This is a genomic window from Sphingomonas sp. DMC6 (assembly GCF_056314225.1).
Genome location: NZ_JBQUYT010000001.1, coordinates 527,964 through 545,797, shown reverse-complemented (window position 1 = coordinate 545,797; position 17,834 = coordinate 527,964). Strand labels below are relative to the sequence as shown.

The following is a 17,834-nucleotide window of genomic DNA, read 5'->3' as shown; positions in this document are numbered from 1 at the left end:
GCACGAATTGCCTGTGACGCCGGACGGGTGTAGCCGCCCGCCTCATGCATCTATTCGAGGCACAGGCGCGCGATTTGGCCGGACTGGCAGCGCGGGGAAGAGGAAGGCGGCTGATCGGCCGGGACGGCGCCGATTTTGCGTCTAACGATTATCTGGGGCTGGCGGGATCGGCATTACTGACCGAAGCCGTCGCCGCGGCGCTGGCGCGCGGCGTCCCGATCGGCTCGGGCGGATCGCGGTTGCTGCGCGGCAACCATCCAGAGCACGAGGCGCTGGAAGTCGAGGCGGCGGCGTTTTTCGGGCGCGAATCGGCGCTGTACTTCTCGAGTGGCTATACCGCCAACGCCGCCTTGTTCGGTGCGCTGCCGCAAAGGGGCGACCTGGTGCTGTTTGACGCACTCGTCCATGCCAGCGCGCATGAGGGGATGAAACTCGGCCGGGCGGAGGCACGCTCGGTGGCGCACAATGACGTCGCGGGCTTTGCCGCAGCCATTGCCCAATGGCGCCGTGAGGGCGGGGCAGGGCGCGTCTGGATCGCAGTCGAGAGCCTGTACAGCATGGACGGCGATTTCGCCCCGCTCGCCGAACTCGCCGCGCTGGCGGCGGCGGAGGAAGCAATCCTGCTGGTCGACGAAGCGCATGCCACCGGGGTTTACGGGCCGCAGGGTCAGGGGCTGGCGTATGGTTTGCCGACCGCCAATCTCATTACCCTGCACACCTGCGGCAAGGCGCTCGGGTGCGAGGGGGCACTGGTCACCGGACCGGCAGTGGTCCGCGACTTCCTTGTCAACCGCGGAAGGGCGTTCATCTTTTCGACCGCGCCGTCGCCGCTGATGGCCGCTGCCGTGCGCGCGGCACTGCGGATCGTCGCGGCGAGGGGCGGGCTTCGCGCCGCGCTGTTCGACAGGATTGCTGCGGCTCGGCTGGCTTTGGCGCCGCTCGGCGTGCCGGCCGGCGAAAGCCAGATCCTGCCGCTGATCCTTTGCGACGATGTTCGGACCATGGCAGTCGCCGGCGCGCTGCAGGAAAGCGGCTTCGACGTGCGGGGCATCCGCCCGCCGACGGTTCCCGCCGGTACCTCACGCCTGCGTATTTCGATTACCAACAATGTCGATCCGGCCGACATCGCCGCGCTTGCGGCGCGGCTCGCGGTCCTGATCCCCGAAAGCGCGACCATCGCCGCATGAGCCAGACCTTCATTGTCACCGGCACCGATACCGGCATCGGCAAGACCGTGTTCGCTGCGGCGCTCGCCGGCGCGCTGCGCGCTCGTTATTGGAAGCCGATCCAGGCCGGGCTCGATGACGGCAGCGACAGCGAACGCACTGCCGCGCTCTCGGGCCTGCCGCCCGCGCATATCCTTCCCGAGGCATATCGCCTCGTCACGCCCTGCTCGCCTCACCGCGCCGCCGAGATTGACGGCGTGACGATAGACCTCGGGCGCCTCGCGCTGCCGCAGGTCGAAGGACCGCTGGTGGTGGAAGGCGCGGGCGGTGCGCTGGTGCCGGTGACGCGGGAGATCCTCTACGCCGACCTGTTCGGCCGCTGGGGCAAACCGGTGGTACTCGTTGCGCGAACCGCGCTTGGCACGATCAACCACAGCCTGCTTTCGATCGAGGCGCTGAGGGCACGCGGGGTGCCGATCCACGGTATTGCGTTCGTCGGTGAGCCGGTGGAGGACAGCGAGGCGACGATCGCCGCCATCGGCAAGGTCAAGCGACTCGGCCGCTTGCCCATCCTTCCGGACCTCAACCCCGGGGCGCTGGCGCAGGCGTTTGGCGCCGCCTTCGACCTGAGGGATTTCGCCTGATGTCCTCGGTCTGGCATCCCTTCACCCAGCATGGGCTGGGCGAGCCTATCCCGCAGGTCAGCCACGCCCGCGACGCACTGATCCACACTGCCGACGGCCGCAGCTTTATCGATGCGATTTCGTCCTGGTGGGTGACGACGCACGGCCATTGCAACCCGCGTATCATGGCCGCAATCGCCGAACAGGCGGGCAAGCTGGACCAGATCATCTTCGCCGGCTGGACGCACGAACCGGCGGAGATGCTCGCCGCTGGGCTTCGCGGGATACTGCCGGATGCGCTCGAACATGTCTTCTTCAGCGATAGCGGCTCCACCGCGGTGGAAGTCGCGCTCAAGATGGCGCTTGGCTATTGGCACCATCTCGGGCAGGATCGTAGCCGTATCCTGGTGCTAGAGCACAGCTATCATGGCGACACGATCGGCGGCATGTCGGTCGGCGCGCGGGGCGTGTTCAACAAACCCTATCAGCCGCTGCTGTTCGATGTCGGCACCATACCCTTCCCCGGTGTTGGTGCTGAACAGGCGACGCTCGATGCGCTGGAGGCAGAATGCCGCGCGGGCGCTGCTGCGTTCATCGTCGAGCCTTTGGTGCTCGGCGCGGGGGGCATGCTTTTCTACACCCCCGCCATCCTTGCCGAAATGCGCGCGATCTGCGCGCGCCACGACGTACTGTTCCTCGCTGACGAAGTGATGACCGGCTGGGGCCGGACCGGCACCCTTACTGCGTGCGAACAGGCCGGCGTCGTGCCCGACATCCTGTGTCTGTCGAAGGGCCTTACCGGCGGCGCGGTGCCGCTGGCGGTAACGCTGGCGACTGCACCGATCTTTCAGGCGCATTGGTCGGAGGACCGGGGACGGATGTTCTTCCACTCCTCCAGCTACACCGCCAATCCGATCGCCTGTGCGGCTGCCGTCGCCAATCTGGCGATCTGGCGCGAGGAGCCGGTGTTGGAGCGTATAGCGCAGCTGGGCGAGTGGCAGCGGGCAACGCTGGACGCGCTCGCGGGCGTTCCCGGTCTGACGAACCATCGCTGCATGGGCACTATCGCCGCGCTGGAGATCGAACAGCCGGAGAGCGGCTATCTCTCGGCCATCGCCCCGCGCCTGATGGCCTTTGCGCGCGAGCACGGCGTCCTGCTCCGGCCGCTGGGCAACACCGTCTATGTGATGCCGCCCTACAGTATCACACGCGAGCAGCTTGATAAGGTCTGGGCGCTGGTGCCGGCATTCCTCGGTCAGTAACCGGCACTGAGGTCGACTTCGTTGGTAAGGGGCGCGCCGTCGAGAAACGCGCGCAGATTTTGGAGAAACAGCGCGGTCGCGCGCTGGAACATCCGCGTCTGGCTGCGCCCCGACAGATGCATCGACAACAGGATGTTCGGCGTCGACCACAGCGGGTGGTCCGGCGGTAGCGGCTCGGGCGTTACGGTGTCGAGAAATGCTCCGCCGATCCGCCGGCGCGAAACGGCGCCGATCAGCGCATCCTGATCGATCAGTTCTCCGCGGCCGACATTAATGATCCAGGCGCCCGGCTTCATCGCCTGCAATTCCGCGGCGCCGATCAGGGCATGGGTATCGTCCGTGGCGGGGGCTGCGAGGATTACCCAGTCAAAGCTGGCCAGCCGCTCGCGCCATGCATCCGGCGCCAGCGTGCCATCGGCACCCGATCGCGTTACCCCGGTGACTTCGACCCCGAACGCCGCCAGCCGCGTGCCGATCAGCCGGCCGATCGTGCCATAGCCGATGACCAGCGCCTTGCTTTCGAACAGTTCGATCTTGCCCGGCGCGTCGCCGGGCCAGTCGCGGCGCTCGGCGGTGCGCAGCACCTGGTCATAGCGCTTGGCGGCGACCAGGCAGGCCATCACGGCATATTCGGCGACGGCATGGGCGTTGACGCCGCTGCCGTTGGTGACGCGGGTGCCGCGCTGGCGCAGCAGCGGGATGTCTAGCGGGTCGATGCCGGCATAGATGGTCGACAGCCAGCGCAGCTTCGCTCCGGCCGCGACGGCCTTCGCCCACTGGTCTGGCCGGTTGATGTCGAGCCAGCCGATTTCCGCATCGGCGGCCAGTGCTACCGCTTCGTCGTGGGTGACGAACCATTCAGCCGTGATCTCCGCCGGCAGGTGCTGCTCAACGAGCGGTTTTGCCAGCGCGGGGAGGACGGCCTTCACCGCGCTACAGCCTTGCGTAGCGATGGGCGAATTCGCGATCTGACATAAGCAGATAGCGTATCGCGTCGATAAAGGCCCACAGGCCGGTTACGAGCAGTCCGACGATTGTCAGCGACAAAATGATCATCAGCACGCCGGTGCCGTTGCGCCCCAGATAGAAACGGTGGATGCCGAGTGTGCCTAAAAAGAAGGCGAGCAGCGCCGCGACATATTTGTTGCGGTCGCTGCTGGCGGGCGTCTGCACCGCCGGGCGTTCACCGGCCTCCAGCAGCCGGAAGATCTTGCGGGCGCGCGTGCCGTCCGCCTCGAAATCGACCCGGGCGCCGACGCCGGGATTGCGGCTGTCGCTCCAGTCGTCGCGCAGGAAGCTGTAGCGGACGCCATCCTCGCCGGAAATCTGGCCCTCGCCGCTTGCCCGATCGACGCCCAACACCTGCCCGCGCATAACTTCCCCCGAAATGCCGCTGCGGTTTCTGGCGGACGAGGGGTGTTCAAGGCAAGAGGGATTTGGAGGGGATGCTCTCCCCCGATTGCCTTACAGCGCGGGCTTCCAGTCCCAGCCGAGCGGATCGCCGTCCATCACTTCGATGCCGGCCGCCGCCAGATCGTCGCGGATGCGGTCAGAGCGCTGGAAATCCTTCACCACGCGCGCTTCCTTGCGCTCGACCAGCAGGTCGTCGATTTCCTTCGGCGTAATCGTCGCGCCCTGGGGCTGCATGCGCAGTTCCTCGCGGGTCAGTTCGGACAACCGCAGACCCAGCACCTTGTCGAACTCGACGAGCGCCGCCAGCCGGTCGGCGGGAGCGGTGCGCTTGTCGGCGAGCAGCTCGTCGAGCACCGGCAGCGCCTTGGGCGTGTTGAGATCGTCCGACACCGCTGCGTCGAGCCGTTCCAGCCATACCGCCGGCGCATTGCCTTGGCCTTCCGCGCGTGCCTTCAGTGCCGTCACCGTCATCACCAGCCGCTTCAGCCGGGTGAGTGCCGCGGCGAGGTTTTCTGCCGAGAACTCCAGTTCGCTGCGATACTGCGCCTGCAGGCAGAGCAGGCGATAGGCGAGGGGATGCACACCCGCGTCGATCAGCGACTGAAGCGTGGTGAAGCCGCCCTTCGACTTGGACATTTTCCCCTGGCGATCGACCAGGAAGTTATTGTGCATCCAGAAATGCGCACCCGTGTCGCCACAGCCGCAATAGGCCTGATTCTGCGCAATTTCGTTCGGATGGTGGATTTCGCGGTGGTCGATGCCGCCGGTATGGATGTCGAACGGCGCGCCGAGATACTGGATGCTCATCACCGAGCATTCGAGATGCCAGCCCGGCGCACCCTTGCCCCAGGGCGAATCCCATTCCATCTGGCGCTGTTCGCCCGGCGGCGACTTCCGCCAGATCGCGAAATCCTGCGGATGGCGCTTGCCGTCGACCGGATCGATGCGGCCTTCCGCCGCGTCATCGGCGGCGCCGGCGAGGCGGCCATAGTCGGGGACGGTCGTCACGTCGAAATACAGGCCCGACTCGAGTTCGTAGCAATGTTCCGGTGCGATCTTTTCGGCAAAGGCGATCATCTGCTGGATATGGTCGGTCGCAACCGACCATTTGGTCGGCTCGGTAATGTTGAGGTCGGCGATGTTCTGCTTGAACGCCGCCGTATAATGCGCCGCGATGTCCCAGATATTCTTCGCCTGGGCGCGCGCGGCAGCTTCCATCTTGTCGTCGCCGGCGTCGGCATCGGAGGTCAGGTGGCCGACATCGGTGATGTTGATGATGTGGGTGAGGGGATAGCCCTTCCAGCGCAGCACCCGGCTCAACGTGTCGGTGAACACATAGGCGCGCAAATTGCCGAGATGGGCATAGTTGTAGACGGTTGGCCCGCACGAATAGACGCGCACGCCCTTGTCGGGATCGAGCGGCTGGAACGGCTCGAGCGAACGGGAAAGCGAATTGTAGAGCGTGAGCGGAGCGTCGTGCATGGCATGCCCATAGCGAAACCGGCGCCGCGTACAAACCCGCCGAACGAAGCGGCGGCGCAGCCGCTCAGGCCGTGAGGGCAGTTTCCTGCTCGATCGCGATCTGCACCATCGAAGACCAGATTCGCGCCGGGTCGTTGCCCGCTGCACGGCCGGCCTCGATCATCTCCGGCGTCGGCTCGCGCAGGGTACGCAGCACCGCAAGCGCCCGGGGCACTTCGCGGGGCCAGATCGTGTCGACCACGTCGCTCACCGGTTGCGAAAGATCGCCTGCACCTTCGCCGTTGGGGCTTAGCATTTCGGCCGCCAGCACGCGGGCGATGCGTTCGACGGGTGACGTCACCGAAATACCAGTCATCCTTCCTCTCCCAACCAGTTCCGCATCCTGCCGTTCAGGCGGCGAGCGGCGAACGTCCCGAGCGCGGCGTACCGCGCAGTGCGCCCTGGCCCGTACTCGCGCCGGCGTGGAGCGGCAGGGCCGTGGCGCAAAAGGCGCATTCTGCCGTCATCCGCCCGATCATCCAGTGCGAATTGCCGCAACCAGGACAGTGATTCGTCTCGTGCGGATGATAGGCGACACGATAGCCGCTGAGCGCTCGCCGGATACCGAAGTCGTACATGGGCCAACTCCCCGTTGCTTGCTGTACCGGAACGTCGCCGAGTCGGGACAGTTCCGGAGGGAAAACGAATCAGCGCCGATAGTGTCGGGCAGGCCACAGCGGGCGGCAACGCCGCCGCGACGAAGATTTGCTGAACGCGAGCTAACGATGACGTTCAGGCTCGTAACATTCCGAATCGGGCAAACAGTCTCTCGACGGCGGCACAAGAGCCCCGTGAGGAGGCAAGTTATGAAGAAGTTTCTGATCGGCGCCGCGATTGCGACGACCCTGCTCACCGGTGCGGTTACTGCAACCCCGGCTGCGGCACAGGATTATGGCTATAGCCGGTATGAGCGCGATTATCGCGGCTATGACGGCGACTATCGCGAATATCGCGAGTATCGGGATTATCGCGACTATCGCCCGGACCGCACCCGCTATGTCTATCGCGACAGCTATCGCGACAATTATCGGGATCGCTACTATTATCCGCGTCGCTGCAGCGACGGCACCACCGGCACCATTCTGGGTGCGATTGCCGGCGGCCTGCTGGGCGGTGAGATCGGACGGGGCGACTCCTACCACCGGAGCGGCACCGGCACCATCATCGGTGCAGGCGTCGGCGCCCTGGCGGGCCGCCAGGTTGACGGCGGGAACTGCCGCGCCAACCGGTAAGCCCATCGTTAACTAGATTGAAAAGGGCGTCTGCGATATAGCATCGCAGACGCCCTTTTTCATGTTCTCGCAAGGAGATGGAGGCCCGAGCCGGAATCGAACCGGCGTATACGGATTTGCAGTCCGCTGCGTCACCACTCCGCCATCGGGCCGCCCGGTGAGGGGCGCGCAATGCACGGGGGGACCGGCGGATGTCAATAAGCTTTCGATTTCGCTTCCGTGTCGCTTGGCGGACCGGTCGCGCCGCGATACAAGCGCCGCGAACCCAACAAGTGTATTGCACGGCTAATACGGTTGTGTAAGAAAAGCGGAGTTATGATGGCCCTTTCGGTCGACCCTGCGCCCGTCGAGACTGCTCGTTTCGAGGCGATGCGCCACGCGATGGTGGCAAGCCAACTGCGTACCAACGCGGTCAACGATCCGCGCGTGGTGGAAGCCATGGCGCTGGTGCCGCGTGAAGTGTTCCTGCCCAGCGACCAGCGGGCGATGGCCTATCGCGATACACAGGTGCCGCTGGGCAATGGCCGGCGCCAGAACGCGCCGCTGGTGCTGGGGCGCCTGCTGACCGAGGCGCAGCTGCAGCCCGGCTATCGTGCGCTGCTGGTCGGTGCCGCCGGCGGCTATGGTGCAGCGGTGCTTTCGCGGCTGGTGTCGAGCGTCGTGGCGCTGGAAGAAGAAGATTCGCTGGTTGCGATCGCCCGTGGCGGTCTGGCCGGAATTGCCAATGTCGAGCTGGTGCAGGGGCCGCTTGCGGCCGGCTGGGCAGCGGGTGCGCCCTATGACGTGATCGTCATCGACGGCGCAGTCGAAGCACTGCCCGATGCGCTGCTCGCCCAGCTCAAGCCGGGAGGCTGTGTCGCCACCGGCGTGAACGATCGCGGTGTCACGCGGCTCGCCATCGGCCGCCGTAGCGAAGGTGGATTCGGCCTGGCGGATTTCGCGGACGTGGAATGCGCGATTCTGCCCGGATTCGAAAAGCCGAGAACGTTTAAATTCTGACGGGGAAGATGATGAGGCTCATGCGAATTACTCCTTTTGTTTTCGGCGTGAGCCTCATTGCCCTGGCCCATCCGGCGGCCGCACAGACCGCGGCACCTGCGCCCGCGGCCGCAACCGCAGCGCCGACCACGACGCTGCGCGATGCGCTGCTCCAGGCGTACAACAGCAACCCGGACCTGCAGGGCGAGCGCGCAAACCAGCGCGCCAACGACGAGAATGTGCCGATCGCCCGCTCATCGGGGCTGCCGTCGGTCAACGGCACCGGCTCAGTGAACGACAGCCTGTACAACAGCGACTCGACGCCGCTGTCTCCCACGCGCCAGGGGCAGCTTGGCATCAATCTCTCGCAGCCGGTCTATAGCGGTGGCCGCGTTCGCAATTCGGTGCGTGCGGCGGAAGTTCGGGTCGATGCCGGTCGCGCCAATCTGCGCGGTGTTGAGGCCGATGTCTTCACGCAGACGGTCACGGCCTATCTGAACGTGATACGCGACGAGTCGATCGTCCGGCTGAATCAGGAAAACGTCCATGTTCTGGAAGTGAACCTGCAGGCGACGCGCGACCGCTTTCAGGTGGGCGACCTGACCCGTACCGACGTGGCGCAGTCCGAGGCGCGTCTGGCGCTGGCCCAGTCGCAGTTGCGCAGTGCGGAAGCCAATCTGATCGGCAGCCGCGAAACCTATATCCGCGTAGTCGGCTCGCCCCCCGGTGTGCTTGCCCCGCCGCCGCCGCTGCCAAACCTGCCCGACGACGCGGCGACGGCAGAACAGGTCGCGCTGGCGAACAATCCGTTTCTGGAAGCGGCGCAACTGCAGCGCAAAGCGACGAACTACGACACGCGCGTCGCGCAGGCGGGGCGCCTGCCGCAGGTGAGCGTGGGGACAGGCGCGTCCTATTATAACTATCTGGGCTCGGTCAGCAGTCTCGGCCACCAGAGCGGACTGACCAACAACGGCGTTTCGACGACGCTGGGCTTGCAGGTCACGCTGCCGCTGTTCCAGGGGGGGCGCCCCGCCGCACAGGTCCGCCAGGCCCAGGCGCGAGAAGCCTCGGCGATCGAGAATGTCACGCTCACGGAGCGCGGCGTGATCGCGCAGGCGCGTTCGGCCTATGCCAGCTACCAGTCGGCGCTGCGGGTCATCGAATCGTCGCGCGTGGCGGTGCAGGCCAACCAGCTCAGCCTTGAGGGCGTGCGCGCGGAAAACAGCGTCGGCACGCGCACCATCCTCGACATCCTGAACGCCGAGCAGGAACTGCTCAATTCGCAGGTCCAGTATGTCACGGCCGAGCGCGACGCCTATGTCGCCGGTTTCAGCCTGCTGGCGGCAATGGGCCGGGCGCAGGCCTCTGCGCTCAATCTGGACGGTGGCCCGCTCTACGATCCGGCGGCGAACTACAAGCGGGTCCGCAACCGCTGGAGCGACTGGAACGACGACAAGGCGCCGACCGGTGTCGCCACCTCGACTCGCGGCACGCCGGCACAGGGAGCGGACGTTCGGGGCGACTCGCTCGACCCTGTTTTGCAACGCCCTGTTGACACGACCCGTCCGAATCCCTGATTGAGACACCCCGAGCGCACCAGAAAGCGAGTGGCAGCAATGGGGGATATCAGCAGCGAGCCGTCGATGGAGGAGATTCTCTCGTCCATCAAACGCATCATCGCCGAGGAAGGCGATGGGGCGGTCAGCGCCGCATCGCGTCCCCGGCGGGCCCCGCGACAGGCGCAGGCGGTGCGCGTGCGTGAGGCGGTCGAGAACGACATGGACGAAGACGAGGTGCTGGAACTGCGCGAACCGGTTCGGGACATTCCCGCGCCGACCGCCGCAGCGCCTGTCGAATCGCCGCGCGTGGCGGAGCCGGAACCGGCGCCGCGCGCTGCAGCCCGGCCGGCGGCGCCGCGCGAATCGATCGTTTCCGATCGTGCCGCCGAAGTCAGCCGCGACAAGCTGGAAGCCTTGTCGCGCATGGTGGTGAAGCCGCAAGTCGCCGGTGCCGATACGCTGGAAGGGCTGGTGCGCGAATGGCTGAAGCCAATGCTGCGTGACTGGCTGGACGAGAATTTGCCGCGGATCGTCGAGACGATGGTCAGCCGCGAGATCGAGCGCATCACCGGCGGCAAATAACCCCGCTTAAACGCGGTTTCGGCGATTGTGCGCCGGCCGCGCTTATGGCTAGTCTCCGCCATATGAAGCACTTCCTGCTCGCGGGCGTTGCGCTCGCTTCCGCCGTCGCGCCTGCATCGGCGCGTGATCTCACCATTCAGGACGTGGTCGGCCTCTCCCGCGTCGGCGCGCCGGCTGTTTCGCCGGACGGCCATTGGCTCGTCTGGCAACAGCGCGAGACCGATCTGGCCGCCAACAAGGGGCGCTATGATTTGTGGCGGCTCGACCTGACGGTGAAGGGTGCCAGGCCCGAAAAGCTGGTCGCCGAAGCGGATGTCAACGAAACCAGCCCGCAATTCTCCGCCGACGGCAAGACCGTGTGGTTCCAGTCCGACAAGGGCGGGGAGGACGCGGTGTGGGGCGTGGCGATCACGGGCGGTGCGCCGGTGCAGCTGACGCACATTCCGGGCGGGTTCAGCGGCTTCAAGGTTTCGCCCGACGGCAGCAAGTTGCTGATCTGGGCGGATCGCAAGCCTGGCGCACCCAGCCTGGAACCGGCGCTGGAGAAGAAGAACCCCAACGCCGGGTCGGGCCGCGTCTATAGCCAGCTCTTCGTCCGCCACTGGGATACATGGGCCGACGGCACGCGCTCGCAGCTGTTCGTGCTGCCGTTCGGTCCGAAGGGCGCGACCGGCAACGGCGTGGCGATCGAGGGCGGGCTGATCGGCGATTCGCCATCCAAGCCGTTTGGCGGCGGCGAGGAAGTGAGCTGGTCGGCCGATAGCAAGACCGTGTTCTTCGCGCTGCGCGAAGCCGGCCGGATCGAATCGCTGTCGACCAATCTCGACATTTTCGCCGCACCTGCCGACGGATCGGCCAAGCCCGTCAACCTGACCGAAGCCAATCACGGCATGGACAATCTGCCGACCGCGTCGCCCGACGGCAAATGGCTCGCCTGGTTCGCGATGGCGCGGCCGGGCTATGAGGCCGATCGGCAGGTGCTGATGCTGCGCAACCTCGCCACCGGCGAAGTCCGCGCGCTCACGGCGGACTGGGACCGCTCGGTCGCCTCGATCGCCTGGGCGCCCGATGCGAAGACGATCTACGTCACGGCCGAGGATGTGCAGGAAACGCCGATCTGGGCCGTCAATCCCGTCAGCGGCAAGGTGTCGCGCCTGACCGACAAGGGCACCGTTTCGGCAGTGGTGCCGACCAGGGGCGGCATCGTCTATGCGATGAACAGCCTGACCGCGCCCGACGACTTCTATTTCCTGAAGGGCAGGAAGAGCGAGCGGCTCACTTCGGTAAACGCCGAAAAGCTCGCGGGCGTGGCGATGCCGGAAGTGACGAAGTTCAACTTCGCCGGTGCCAATGGCGATACCGTCTGGGGCTATGTCGCAAAGCCGGCGGGGCTGGCGGCGGGGGCCAAGGCGCCGATCGCCTTCATCGTCCATGGCGGGCCGCAGGGCAGCATGAACAATAGCTGGTCCTATCGCTGGAACCCGGCGGTGTTCGCCGGGGCCGGCTATGCGGTGGTGAGCGTCGATTTCCATGGCTCTACGGGGTACGGCCAGAATTTCACTGATGCGATCCACAACAACTGGGGCGGCTGGCCGCTTGAGGATCTGAAAAAGGGCCTGAAGGCGGCGACCGACAAGTTCGCGTTCCTCGACGCGAACAATGCCTGCGCGCTCGGTGCTTCCTATGGCGGCTATATGATGAACTGGATCGAGGGGCAGTGGCCCGACCGGTTCAAGTGCATCGTCCAGCATGACGGCGTGTTCGACGCCCGCGCCATGGCATACGAGACCGAGGAGCTGTGGTTCGACGAGTGGGAACATGGCGGCAAGGCCTATTTCGAAGACCCGCAGGCGTTCGAGAAATGGAACCCGGTCAACCATGTCGCCGCGTGGAAGACGCCGCAGCTGGTGATCACCAGCGAGAAGGATTTCCGTATCCCCTATACCCAGGGGCTGGCGGCGTTCACCGCACTGCAGCGGCGCGAAATCCCGTCGAAGCTGCTGGTGTTCCCGGACGAGAACCATTGGGTGCTCAAGCCGAAGAATTCGCTGCAATGGTATGGCGAAGTGCTCGGCTGGCTGGGGAAGTACACCAAGGGCCAGTGAGATATGGTTCCCCTTCCGCTTGCGGGAGGGGTTAGGGGAGGGGCTGGAACGGCTCAGCGCTGCTTCCACGTCGTTCCCTCCCTCGACCTCTCCCGCAAGCGGGAGGGGCGCTACGGTGCTTGTACTTGGCCTGCCCCCGCCGCTAAGGCAGCGGCATGACGACCGAGCTTCCCAAGACCTTCGACCCCGCCGAAATCGAATCCCGCTGGTATCCCCATTGGGAGCAAAAGGGCCTGTTCCATCCCGAACGCCCCGGCGCCGATCCGTGGACGATCGTCAACCCGCCGCCCAACGTGACCGGCAGCCTGCATATCGGCCACGCGCTCGACAACACACTGCAGGACATTCTTGTCCGCCACGCCCGGCTGAAGGGCAAGGATGCGCGCTGGGTGGTCGGCACCGACCATGCCGGTATCGCCACGCAGATGGTGGTCGAGCGCCAGCTCAACGCGCGGCAGGACAAGCGCACCAACTATACGCGCGAACAGTTCGTCGACCTCGTCTGGAAGTGGAAAGAGGAAAGCGGCGGCGAGATCACCCGCCAGCTCCGCCGCCTCGGCTGCTCGATGGACTGGGCGAACGAGCGCTTCACCATGGACCCCGGTTTTTCCAGGGCCGTGCTCAAGGTGTTCGTCGAGCTGTACCGCCAGGGCCTGCTCTATCGCGACAAGCGTCTGGTAAACTGGGATCCCGGCCTGGGGACCGCGATCAGCGACCTGGAGGTCGAGACCAAGGAAGTCGCCGGCAGATTCTGGCACCTGCGCTATCCGCTGGCGGACGGGTCGGGCTTCATCCAGGTCGCGACGACCCGGCCAGAGACGATGCTGGCCGACATGGCGGTTGCCGTCCATCCCGAGGACGAGCGCTACAAGGCGCTGATCGGCAAGCAGGTCCGCTTGCCGATCACCGGCCGGCTGATCCCGATCGTCGGCGACGAACATGCCGATCCCGAACTGGGGTCGGGCGCGGTGAAGATCACGCCGGGGCATGATTTCAACGATTTCGAAGTGGGCGTGCGCGCTGGCATAAAGGCAGCCGACATGCTCAATATGCTCGATGCCAAGGCGGCGATCTGCCAGACGCAGGACGGGCTGGTCCCCGCCGAACTGATCGGGCTCGACCGGTTCGAGGCGCGCAAGGCGATCGTCGCGCGGCTGAAGGACGAGGGCTTCCTCGTCCACTGGACCGACAAGGAAGGCGTCGAGCACGACGCCGAGCCGCGCACCATCCAGACGCCCTATGGCGACCGCTCGGGCCAGGTGATCGAGCCGTGGCTGACCGATCAATGGTATGTCGATGCCGCGACCCTTGCCAAGCCGGCGATCGAGGCGGTCCGCTCGGGTGCGACGAAGATTGTGCCCAAGAGCTGGGAAAAGACCTATTTCAACTGGATGGAGAACATCCAGCCCTGGTGCGTCAGCCGCCAGCTCTGGTGGGGGCACCGGATTCCGGCGTGGTTCGACGCCGAGGGCAAGGCGTATGTTGCCGAAACCGAGGAAGAGGCACAGGCGCAGGCAGGTGAGGGCGTCGCGCTGACCCGCGACCCCGACGTGCTCGACACTTGGTTCTCCTCCGCGCTTTGGCCGTTCGCGACGCTCGGTTGGCCGGAGAACAGCGATCCGACGCTGGGCGGCCGCTATCCCAACGATGTGCTGATTTCCGGCTTCGACATCCTGTTCTTCTGGGACGCGCGGATGATGATGCAGGGTTTGCACTTCATGCGACAAGTGCCGTTCAAGACCCTGTATCTCCACGGTCTTGTCCGCGCAGCCGACGGTCAGAAGATGTCCAAGTCCAAGGGCAACACGGTCGATCCGCTGGGCCTGATCGACAAGTACGGCGCCGATGCGCTGCGCTTCTTCATGGCGGCGATGGAAAGCCAGGGCCGCGACATCAAGATGGATGAGAAGCGGATCGAGGGCTATCGCAACTTCGCGACCAAGCTGTGGAACGCCGCGCGCTTCTGTCAGTCGAACGGCATCGGCGCGAGCACGACACTTGAGGCGCCGGCTGCGGAGCTGGCGGTAAATCGCTGGATTATCGCGGAAACGGTTGCAACGGTGCAGGCGCTGGACCTCGCGCTGGCCGACCTGCGCTTCGACGAGGCGGCGAACACCATCTATCAGTTCGTGTGGAGCCGGTTCTGCGACTGGTATCTGGAACTGACCAAGCCGGTGCTGCAGGGCGAGGGCGCCACCGGCGCGGAAGAGACGCGGGCGGTGGCCGGCTGGGTGCTCGACCAGATCCTCGTCATGCTCCATTCGTTCATGCCCTTCATCACCGAAGAGCTGTGGTCGAAGATGGGGTCGCGCGAGCAGGAACTGATCGTCGCGCGCTGGCCGCAGGCGGATGCGCGGGCGCTCGATCCGGCGGCGGCGCAGGAAGTCGACTGGCTGATCCGGCTGGTGAGCGAAATCCGCGCCGCGCGTACCGAACTGAATGTGCCGCCGGGGGCGCGCCTGCCGGTGCATGTGCGGGATGCCTCGGCCGAAACCATTGGACGCCTTGAACGGCAGGAAGCGGCGCTGGCACGGCTTGCCCGCGTCGACCAGACGGCTGGGGACGCGCCCGCCGGCGGTGCGCTGCAGATCGTGGTGGATGAGGCGACCTTCGTGCTGCCGCTGGGCGATGTCGTCGATCTGGAGGCCGAACGCGCCCGCCTGACCAAGGCGATCGCGGCGGCGGAGAAGGAACGCGATGCGCTTGCCGGACGGCTGGGCAATCCCAGCTTCGTCGAACGCGCCAAGCCCGAAGCGGTCGAAAAGGCCCGGGCCGACCATGCGGAGAAGAGCGCCGAGGCGGAACGGCTGTCCGCGGCGCTGGCGCGGCTGGGGTAGGGGCTCGATCACCCTCACCCTCCCACCGCCGTTGGCGGCGGGCCCCTCCCTCTCCCAAAGGGAGAGGTGTGAAAACCCCTCTCCCTTTGGGAGAGGGAGGGAGCGCCGAAGGCGCGGAAGGGTGAGGGTGATGCAGGCGATTACCCCGCCGGCACCATCACTTCGATCGCCCCCGGCGCGATCCGCGCGGTCACGGGCGTCTGCGCGAGCACTTCGCCGTCGATCGAGATTGGCAGCGGCGGTTCGGTTGCCACCCGCAGCGCCTTGCCGCGGAACGTCACCGTATCCGCGTGCCGCGCGCGCAGGCGGAGTGCTGCGGCGATCCAGTTGCGGGCCAGCCGATATTTGGCTTCGCCGCGCACTACCTGCACGACGATCTCGTCGCTATCCAGCCGCGCCGCGTCCACCAGTTCGGTGCCGCCATGATAGGGGCCGTTCGAAATCCGCACCTCCAGCGCCCGCAGGCGCTCCCCCTGGATGACGACGGTGAACGGCTCGAACCGCGCGAACTGCCACGCCGCCCAGGCGAGATAACCGGCGCGGCCAAACCAGCGCTTCGCCGCGTGCGGCACGGTTTCGGCGATGCGCGGCGAAAGGCCGATCGCGGCGGCGCTGGCGAAATAATCATTGTCGATCATCCCCAGGTCGATCCGTCGGGGCTGGCCATAGAGAATGGCGTCGGCCGCGCCATCGACATCGAGCGGAATGCCCAGCGCGCGGGCAAAGCTGTTGGCGGTCCCGAGCGGCAATACCCCCAGCCGCAGCTTGCGCCCGACCAGCAGGTCGATGAGGCCGCTGATCGTTCCGTCGCCGCCGCCCAGGATCATCAGGCCCGGTTCGCGGCGCAGCGCCTCGCGCACGGCCGCTTCCAGATCGGCCGGATCGTCTACCGCCTGCGCCTCTACCCGAAGCCCGCGCTCCTTGAAGCGGGCGCGGGCGCGATCGAACCATGCCTGGCCATGGCGCGACCGGGTGTTGACGACCATCGCCGCCGCTCGATTCTGCATCCTGTCCTTTCCTGCGTGTCCGAAAATCCCTAACGCGCATCAAGCCGGCGCGATCCGGCCAGCCGCTGCGACGCGGCGCGAGGGAGAGAATGCACGCGCATGGCCATACCCGCCCAACGCCACGACCTGACCAAGGGCCCTATCGGGCGGACGCTGCTGTTCTTCGCGCTGCCGACGCTGTGGTCGAACATTCTTCAGTCGCTGAACGGCTCGATCAACACGATCTGGGTCGGCCGGTTCCTGGGTGAGAGCGCGCTGGCGGGGACGTCGAACGCCAATATCATCATGTTCCTCGTGTTCGGCGCGGTGTTCGGCTTCGGCATGGCGGCGACCGTGCTCATCGGCCAGGCGATGGGCCGGCGCGACCCCGACGGCGCAAAGCGCGCGTTCGGCGCGGCGCTGGGCCTGGTGCTTGGCGGGGCGATCGTCATGGCGGTGCTGGGCTGGTTCCTCGCACCGATGATCCTGCACCTGCTGGCGACGCCCGCCGACGCGATGCCGCTGGCGCTCGCCTATCTGCGCGTAACTTTTCTGGGCGTGCCGGCGGCGATGCTGCTGGTACTGCTGATGATGGCGCTGCGGGGTGTGGGCGACGCCATGACGCCACTCTGGTTCATGATCCTGAGCGTGGTGCTCGATGCGGGACTTAACCCGGTCTTCATCCTCGGGCTGGGGCCGGCGCCGCGGCTGGGGATCGCCGGATCGGCCACCGCTACGCTGATCGCCAACCATGTTTCGGCGCTCGGTCTGCTCTTCACGATCTATATTCGTGGGCTGCCGATCCGGCTGGCGGGCGCGGAGCTGTGTTATCTGGTCCCCGGCCGCGCGCTGATCGGCGCCATTGTCGGCAAGGGATTGCCGATGGGCGCGCAGATGCTGGTGATGTCGTTCGCCGGGCTCACCATGGTCGGGCTGGTCAACCGCCTGGGTGTCGATACCGTCGCTGCCTATGGCGTCTCGCAGCAACTCTGGACCTACATCCAGATGCCGGCAATGGCGGTCGGCGCGGCGGTGAGCGCGATGGCGGCGCAGAATATCGGCGCTGGCACCTGGGACCGGGTGGAAGGCATCACTCGCGCCGGATTGCTGATGACGCTGGCGATGACCGCACTGATGGTCGGCGCGGTGCTGGCGTTCGACCGGCCGGTGATGGCGCTCTTTCTGGGCGGGGACAGCCCGGCGCTGCCGATCGCGCGGCACATCCAGTTGATCGCGAGCTGGAACTTCACCCTGTTCGGCCTGACGATGGTGCTGTTCTCCACCGTGCGCGCCAATGGTGCGGTGCTGATGCCCCTCGCGATCCTGATTGTGGGTCTCTATCCGGTGCGCCTCGGCTTCGCGATTGGTATGGAGCCTGTGCTGGGTGGCGACGCCTTGTGGTGGAGCTTCCCGATCGGATCGCTTGCTTCGCTGGCGATGGCGGGCGTCTATTATCGTTGGGGTGGGTGGCGGCGCGGGGCGATGCTGCGCCCTGCCGAGGCCGCCGACCACAGCCTCGCCGGCGCCGAGCCTGCTGGACGCTTGCAACCCGGAAGCTAAGGGCGCATTT

16 protein-coding genes and 1 tRNA gene are annotated in these 17,834 nt (G+C 66.2%); 10 read left to right on the top strand and 7 right to left on the bottom strand.

Annotated features, from left to right (window positions below; translation table 11 throughout):
* Positions 1-44 precede the first annotated feature (44 nt).
* From ACT53M_RS02350 to ACT53M_RS02340, 3 genes are read left to right on the top strand one after another with little or no spacing between them, the layout of a single operon-like run.
* A complete protein-coding gene (locus ACT53M_RS02350; RefSeq protein WP_476231221.1) occupies positions 45-1,187 on the top strand; it encodes an 8-amino-7-oxononanoate synthase in 1,143 nt (380 codons plus the stop codon).
* Entirely contained in the window at positions 1,184-1,810 is a 627-nt protein-coding gene (gene bioD / locus ACT53M_RS02345; protein WP_476231219.1) for a dethiobiotin synthase, read from the top strand. The genes ACT53M_RS02350 and bioD overlap by 4 nt, the downstream gene beginning before the upstream one ends.
* Complete coding sequence (locus ACT53M_RS02340; protein ID WP_476231218.1) at positions 1,810-3,051, top strand: adenosylmethionine--8-amino-7-oxononanoate transaminase; 1,242 nt, start codon at positions 1,810-1,812, stop codon at positions 3,049-3,051. The genes bioD and ACT53M_RS02340 overlap by 1 nt, the downstream gene beginning before the upstream one ends.
* Here ACT53M_RS02340 and ACT53M_RS02335 read toward each other — a convergent pair.
* From ACT53M_RS02335 to ACT53M_RS02315, 5 genes are all read right to left on the bottom strand, one after another.
* A complete protein-coding gene (locus ACT53M_RS02335) occupies positions 3,045-3,980 on the bottom strand; it encodes a D-2-hydroxyacid dehydrogenase (RefSeq protein WP_476231216.1) in 936 nt (311 codons plus the stop codon). The genes ACT53M_RS02340 and ACT53M_RS02335 overlap by 7 nt on opposite strands.
* Before the next feature lie 4 nt (positions 3,981-3,984).
* Entirely contained in the window at positions 3,985-4,425 is a 441-nt protein-coding gene (locus tag ACT53M_RS02330) for a TM2 domain-containing protein (protein ID WP_476231214.1), read from the bottom strand.
* 90 nt (positions 4,426-4,515) lie between these two features.
* Positions 4,516-5,946 carry a cysteine--tRNA ligase gene (cysS, locus tag ACT53M_RS02325; RefSeq protein ID WP_476231213.1) on the bottom strand — a complete coding sequence of 477 codons (1,431 nt, stop codon included), beginning with the start codon at positions 5,944-5,946 and terminating at the stop codon, positions 4,516-4,518.
* A 64-nt stretch (positions 5,947-6,010) separates the two neighbouring features.
* On the bottom strand, positions 6,011-6,301 hold the full coding sequence (locus ACT53M_RS02320; RefSeq protein WP_476227679.1) for a hypothetical protein: 291 nt from the start codon (positions 6,299-6,301) through the stop codon (positions 6,011-6,013).
* A gap of 34 nt (positions 6,302-6,335) precedes the next feature.
* Complete coding sequence (locus ACT53M_RS02315; RefSeq protein WP_476227680.1) at positions 6,336-6,563, bottom strand: hypothetical protein; 228 nt, start codon at positions 6,561-6,563, stop codon at positions 6,336-6,338.
* A gap of 228 nt (positions 6,564-6,791) precedes the next feature.
* Here ACT53M_RS02315 and ACT53M_RS02310 point away from each other — a divergent pair, with 228 nt between their 5' ends.
* Positions 6,792-7,217: a DUF4179 domain-containing protein gene (locus tag ACT53M_RS02310; protein ID WP_476231212.1), complete on the top strand. Its 426-nt coding sequence runs from the start codon at positions 6,792-6,794 to the stop codon at positions 7,215-7,217.
* A 78-nt stretch (positions 7,218-7,295) separates the two neighbouring features.
* On the opposite strand, the gene ACT53M_RS02305 is transcribed toward ACT53M_RS02310, so the two are convergent.
* Positions 7,296-7,369: transfer RNA gene (locus ACT53M_RS02305), tRNA-Cys, on the bottom strand.
* A gap of 163 nt (positions 7,370-7,532) precedes the next feature.
* Here ACT53M_RS02305 and ACT53M_RS02300 point away from each other — a divergent pair.
* The 5 genes from ACT53M_RS02300 to ACT53M_RS02280 all read left to right on the top strand — a co-directional run bounded on the left by ACT53M_RS02300 (position 7,533) and on the right by ACT53M_RS02280 (position 15,278).
* Entirely contained in the window at positions 7,533-8,216 is a 684-nt protein-coding gene (locus ACT53M_RS02300; RefSeq protein ID WP_476231210.1) for a protein-L-isoaspartate O-methyltransferase family protein, read from the top strand.
* 20 nt (positions 8,217-8,236) lie between these two features.
* Positions 8,237-9,772: a TolC family outer membrane protein gene (locus ACT53M_RS02295; RefSeq protein WP_476231208.1), complete on the top strand. Its 1,536-nt coding sequence runs from the start codon at positions 8,237-8,239 to the stop codon at positions 9,770-9,772.
* Positions 9,773-9,811: 39 nt separating this feature from the next.
* Complete coding sequence (locus tag ACT53M_RS02290; RefSeq protein WP_476231206.1) at positions 9,812-10,336, top strand: DUF2497 domain-containing protein; 525 nt, start codon at positions 9,812-9,814, stop codon at positions 10,334-10,336.
* Positions 10,337-10,398: 62 nt separating this feature from the next.
* Entirely contained in the window at positions 10,399-12,441 is a 2,043-nt protein-coding gene (locus tag ACT53M_RS02285) for a S9 family peptidase (protein WP_476231204.1), read from the top strand.
* A gap of 155 nt (positions 12,442-12,596) precedes the next feature.
* Positions 12,597-15,278, top strand: coding sequence for a valine--tRNA ligase (locus ACT53M_RS02280; protein ID WP_476231202.1), 2,682 nt, complete (start codon positions 12,597-12,599; stop codon positions 15,276-15,278).
* Positions 15,279-15,418: 140 nt separating this feature from the next.
* On the opposite strand, the gene ACT53M_RS02275 is transcribed toward ACT53M_RS02280, so the two are convergent.
* Entirely contained in the window at positions 15,419-16,285 is an 867-nt protein-coding gene (locus tag ACT53M_RS02275; RefSeq protein WP_476231201.1) for a diacylglycerol/lipid kinase family protein, read from the bottom strand.
* Positions 16,286-16,384: 99 nt separating this feature from the next.
* Here ACT53M_RS02275 and ACT53M_RS02270 point away from each other — a divergent pair, with 99 nt between their 5' ends.
* On the top strand, positions 16,385-17,824 hold the full coding sequence (locus tag ACT53M_RS02270) for an MATE family efflux transporter (protein ID WP_476231200.1): 1,440 nt from the start codon (positions 16,385-16,387) through the stop codon (positions 17,822-17,824).
* Positions 17,825-17,834: the final 10 nt, after the last annotated feature.

Bases quoted from the DNA above. Each gene is read 5' to 3' on its own strand.
- ACT53M_RS02275 (WP_476231201.1), bottom strand. From the start codon at position 16,285: ATGCAGAATCGAGCGGCGGCGATGGTCGTCAACACCCGGTCGCGCCAT.
- bioD (WP_476231219.1), top strand. From the start codon at position 1,184: ATGAGCCAGACCTTCATTGTCACCGGCACCGATACCGGCATCGGCAAG.
- ACT53M_RS02270 (WP_476231200.1), top strand. From the start codon at position 16,385: ATGGCCATACCCGCCCAACGCCACGACCTGACCAAGGGCCCTATCGGG.
- ACT53M_RS02310 (WP_476231212.1), top strand. From the start codon at position 6,792: ATGAAGAAGTTTCTGATCGGCGCCGCGATTGCGACGACCCTGCTCACC.
- ACT53M_RS02285 (WP_476231204.1), top strand. From the start codon at position 10,399: ATGAAGCACTTCCTGCTCGCGGGCGTTGCGCTCGCTTCCGCCGTCGCG.
- ACT53M_RS02300 (WP_476231210.1), top strand. From the start codon at position 7,533: ATGATGGCCCTTTCGGTCGACCCTGCGCCCGTCGAGACTGCTCGTTTC.
- ACT53M_RS02350 (WP_476231221.1), top strand. From the start codon at position 45: ATGCATCTATTCGAGGCACAGGCGCGCGATTTGGCCGGACTGGCAGCG.
- ACT53M_RS02330 (WP_476231214.1), bottom strand. From the start codon at position 4,425: ATGCGCGGGCAGGTGTTGGGCGTCGATCGGGCAAGCGGCGAGGGCCAG.
- ACT53M_RS02315 (WP_476227680.1), bottom strand. From the start codon at position 6,563: ATGTACGACTTCGGTATCCGGCGAGCGCTCAGCGGCTATCGTGTCGCC.
- ACT53M_RS02340 (WP_476231218.1), top strand. From the start codon at position 1,810: ATGTCCTCGGTCTGGCATCCCTTCACCCAGCATGGGCTGGGCGAGCCT.
- ACT53M_RS02295 (WP_476231208.1), top strand. From the start codon at position 8,237: ATGCGAATTACTCCTTTTGTTTTCGGCGTGAGCCTCATTGCCCTGGCC.
- cysS (WP_476231213.1), bottom strand. From the start codon at position 5,946: ATGCACGACGCTCCGCTCACGCTCTACAATTCGCTTTCCCGTTCGCTC.
- ACT53M_RS02280 (WP_476231202.1), top strand. From the start codon at position 12,597: ATGACGACCGAGCTTCCCAAGACCTTCGACCCCGCCGAAATCGAATCC.
- ACT53M_RS02290 (WP_476231206.1), top strand. From the start codon at position 9,812: ATGGGGGATATCAGCAGCGAGCCGTCGATGGAGGAGATTCTCTCGTCC.
- ACT53M_RS02320 (WP_476227679.1), bottom strand. From the start codon at position 6,301: ATGACTGGTATTTCGGTGACGTCACCCGTCGAACGCATCGCCCGCGTG.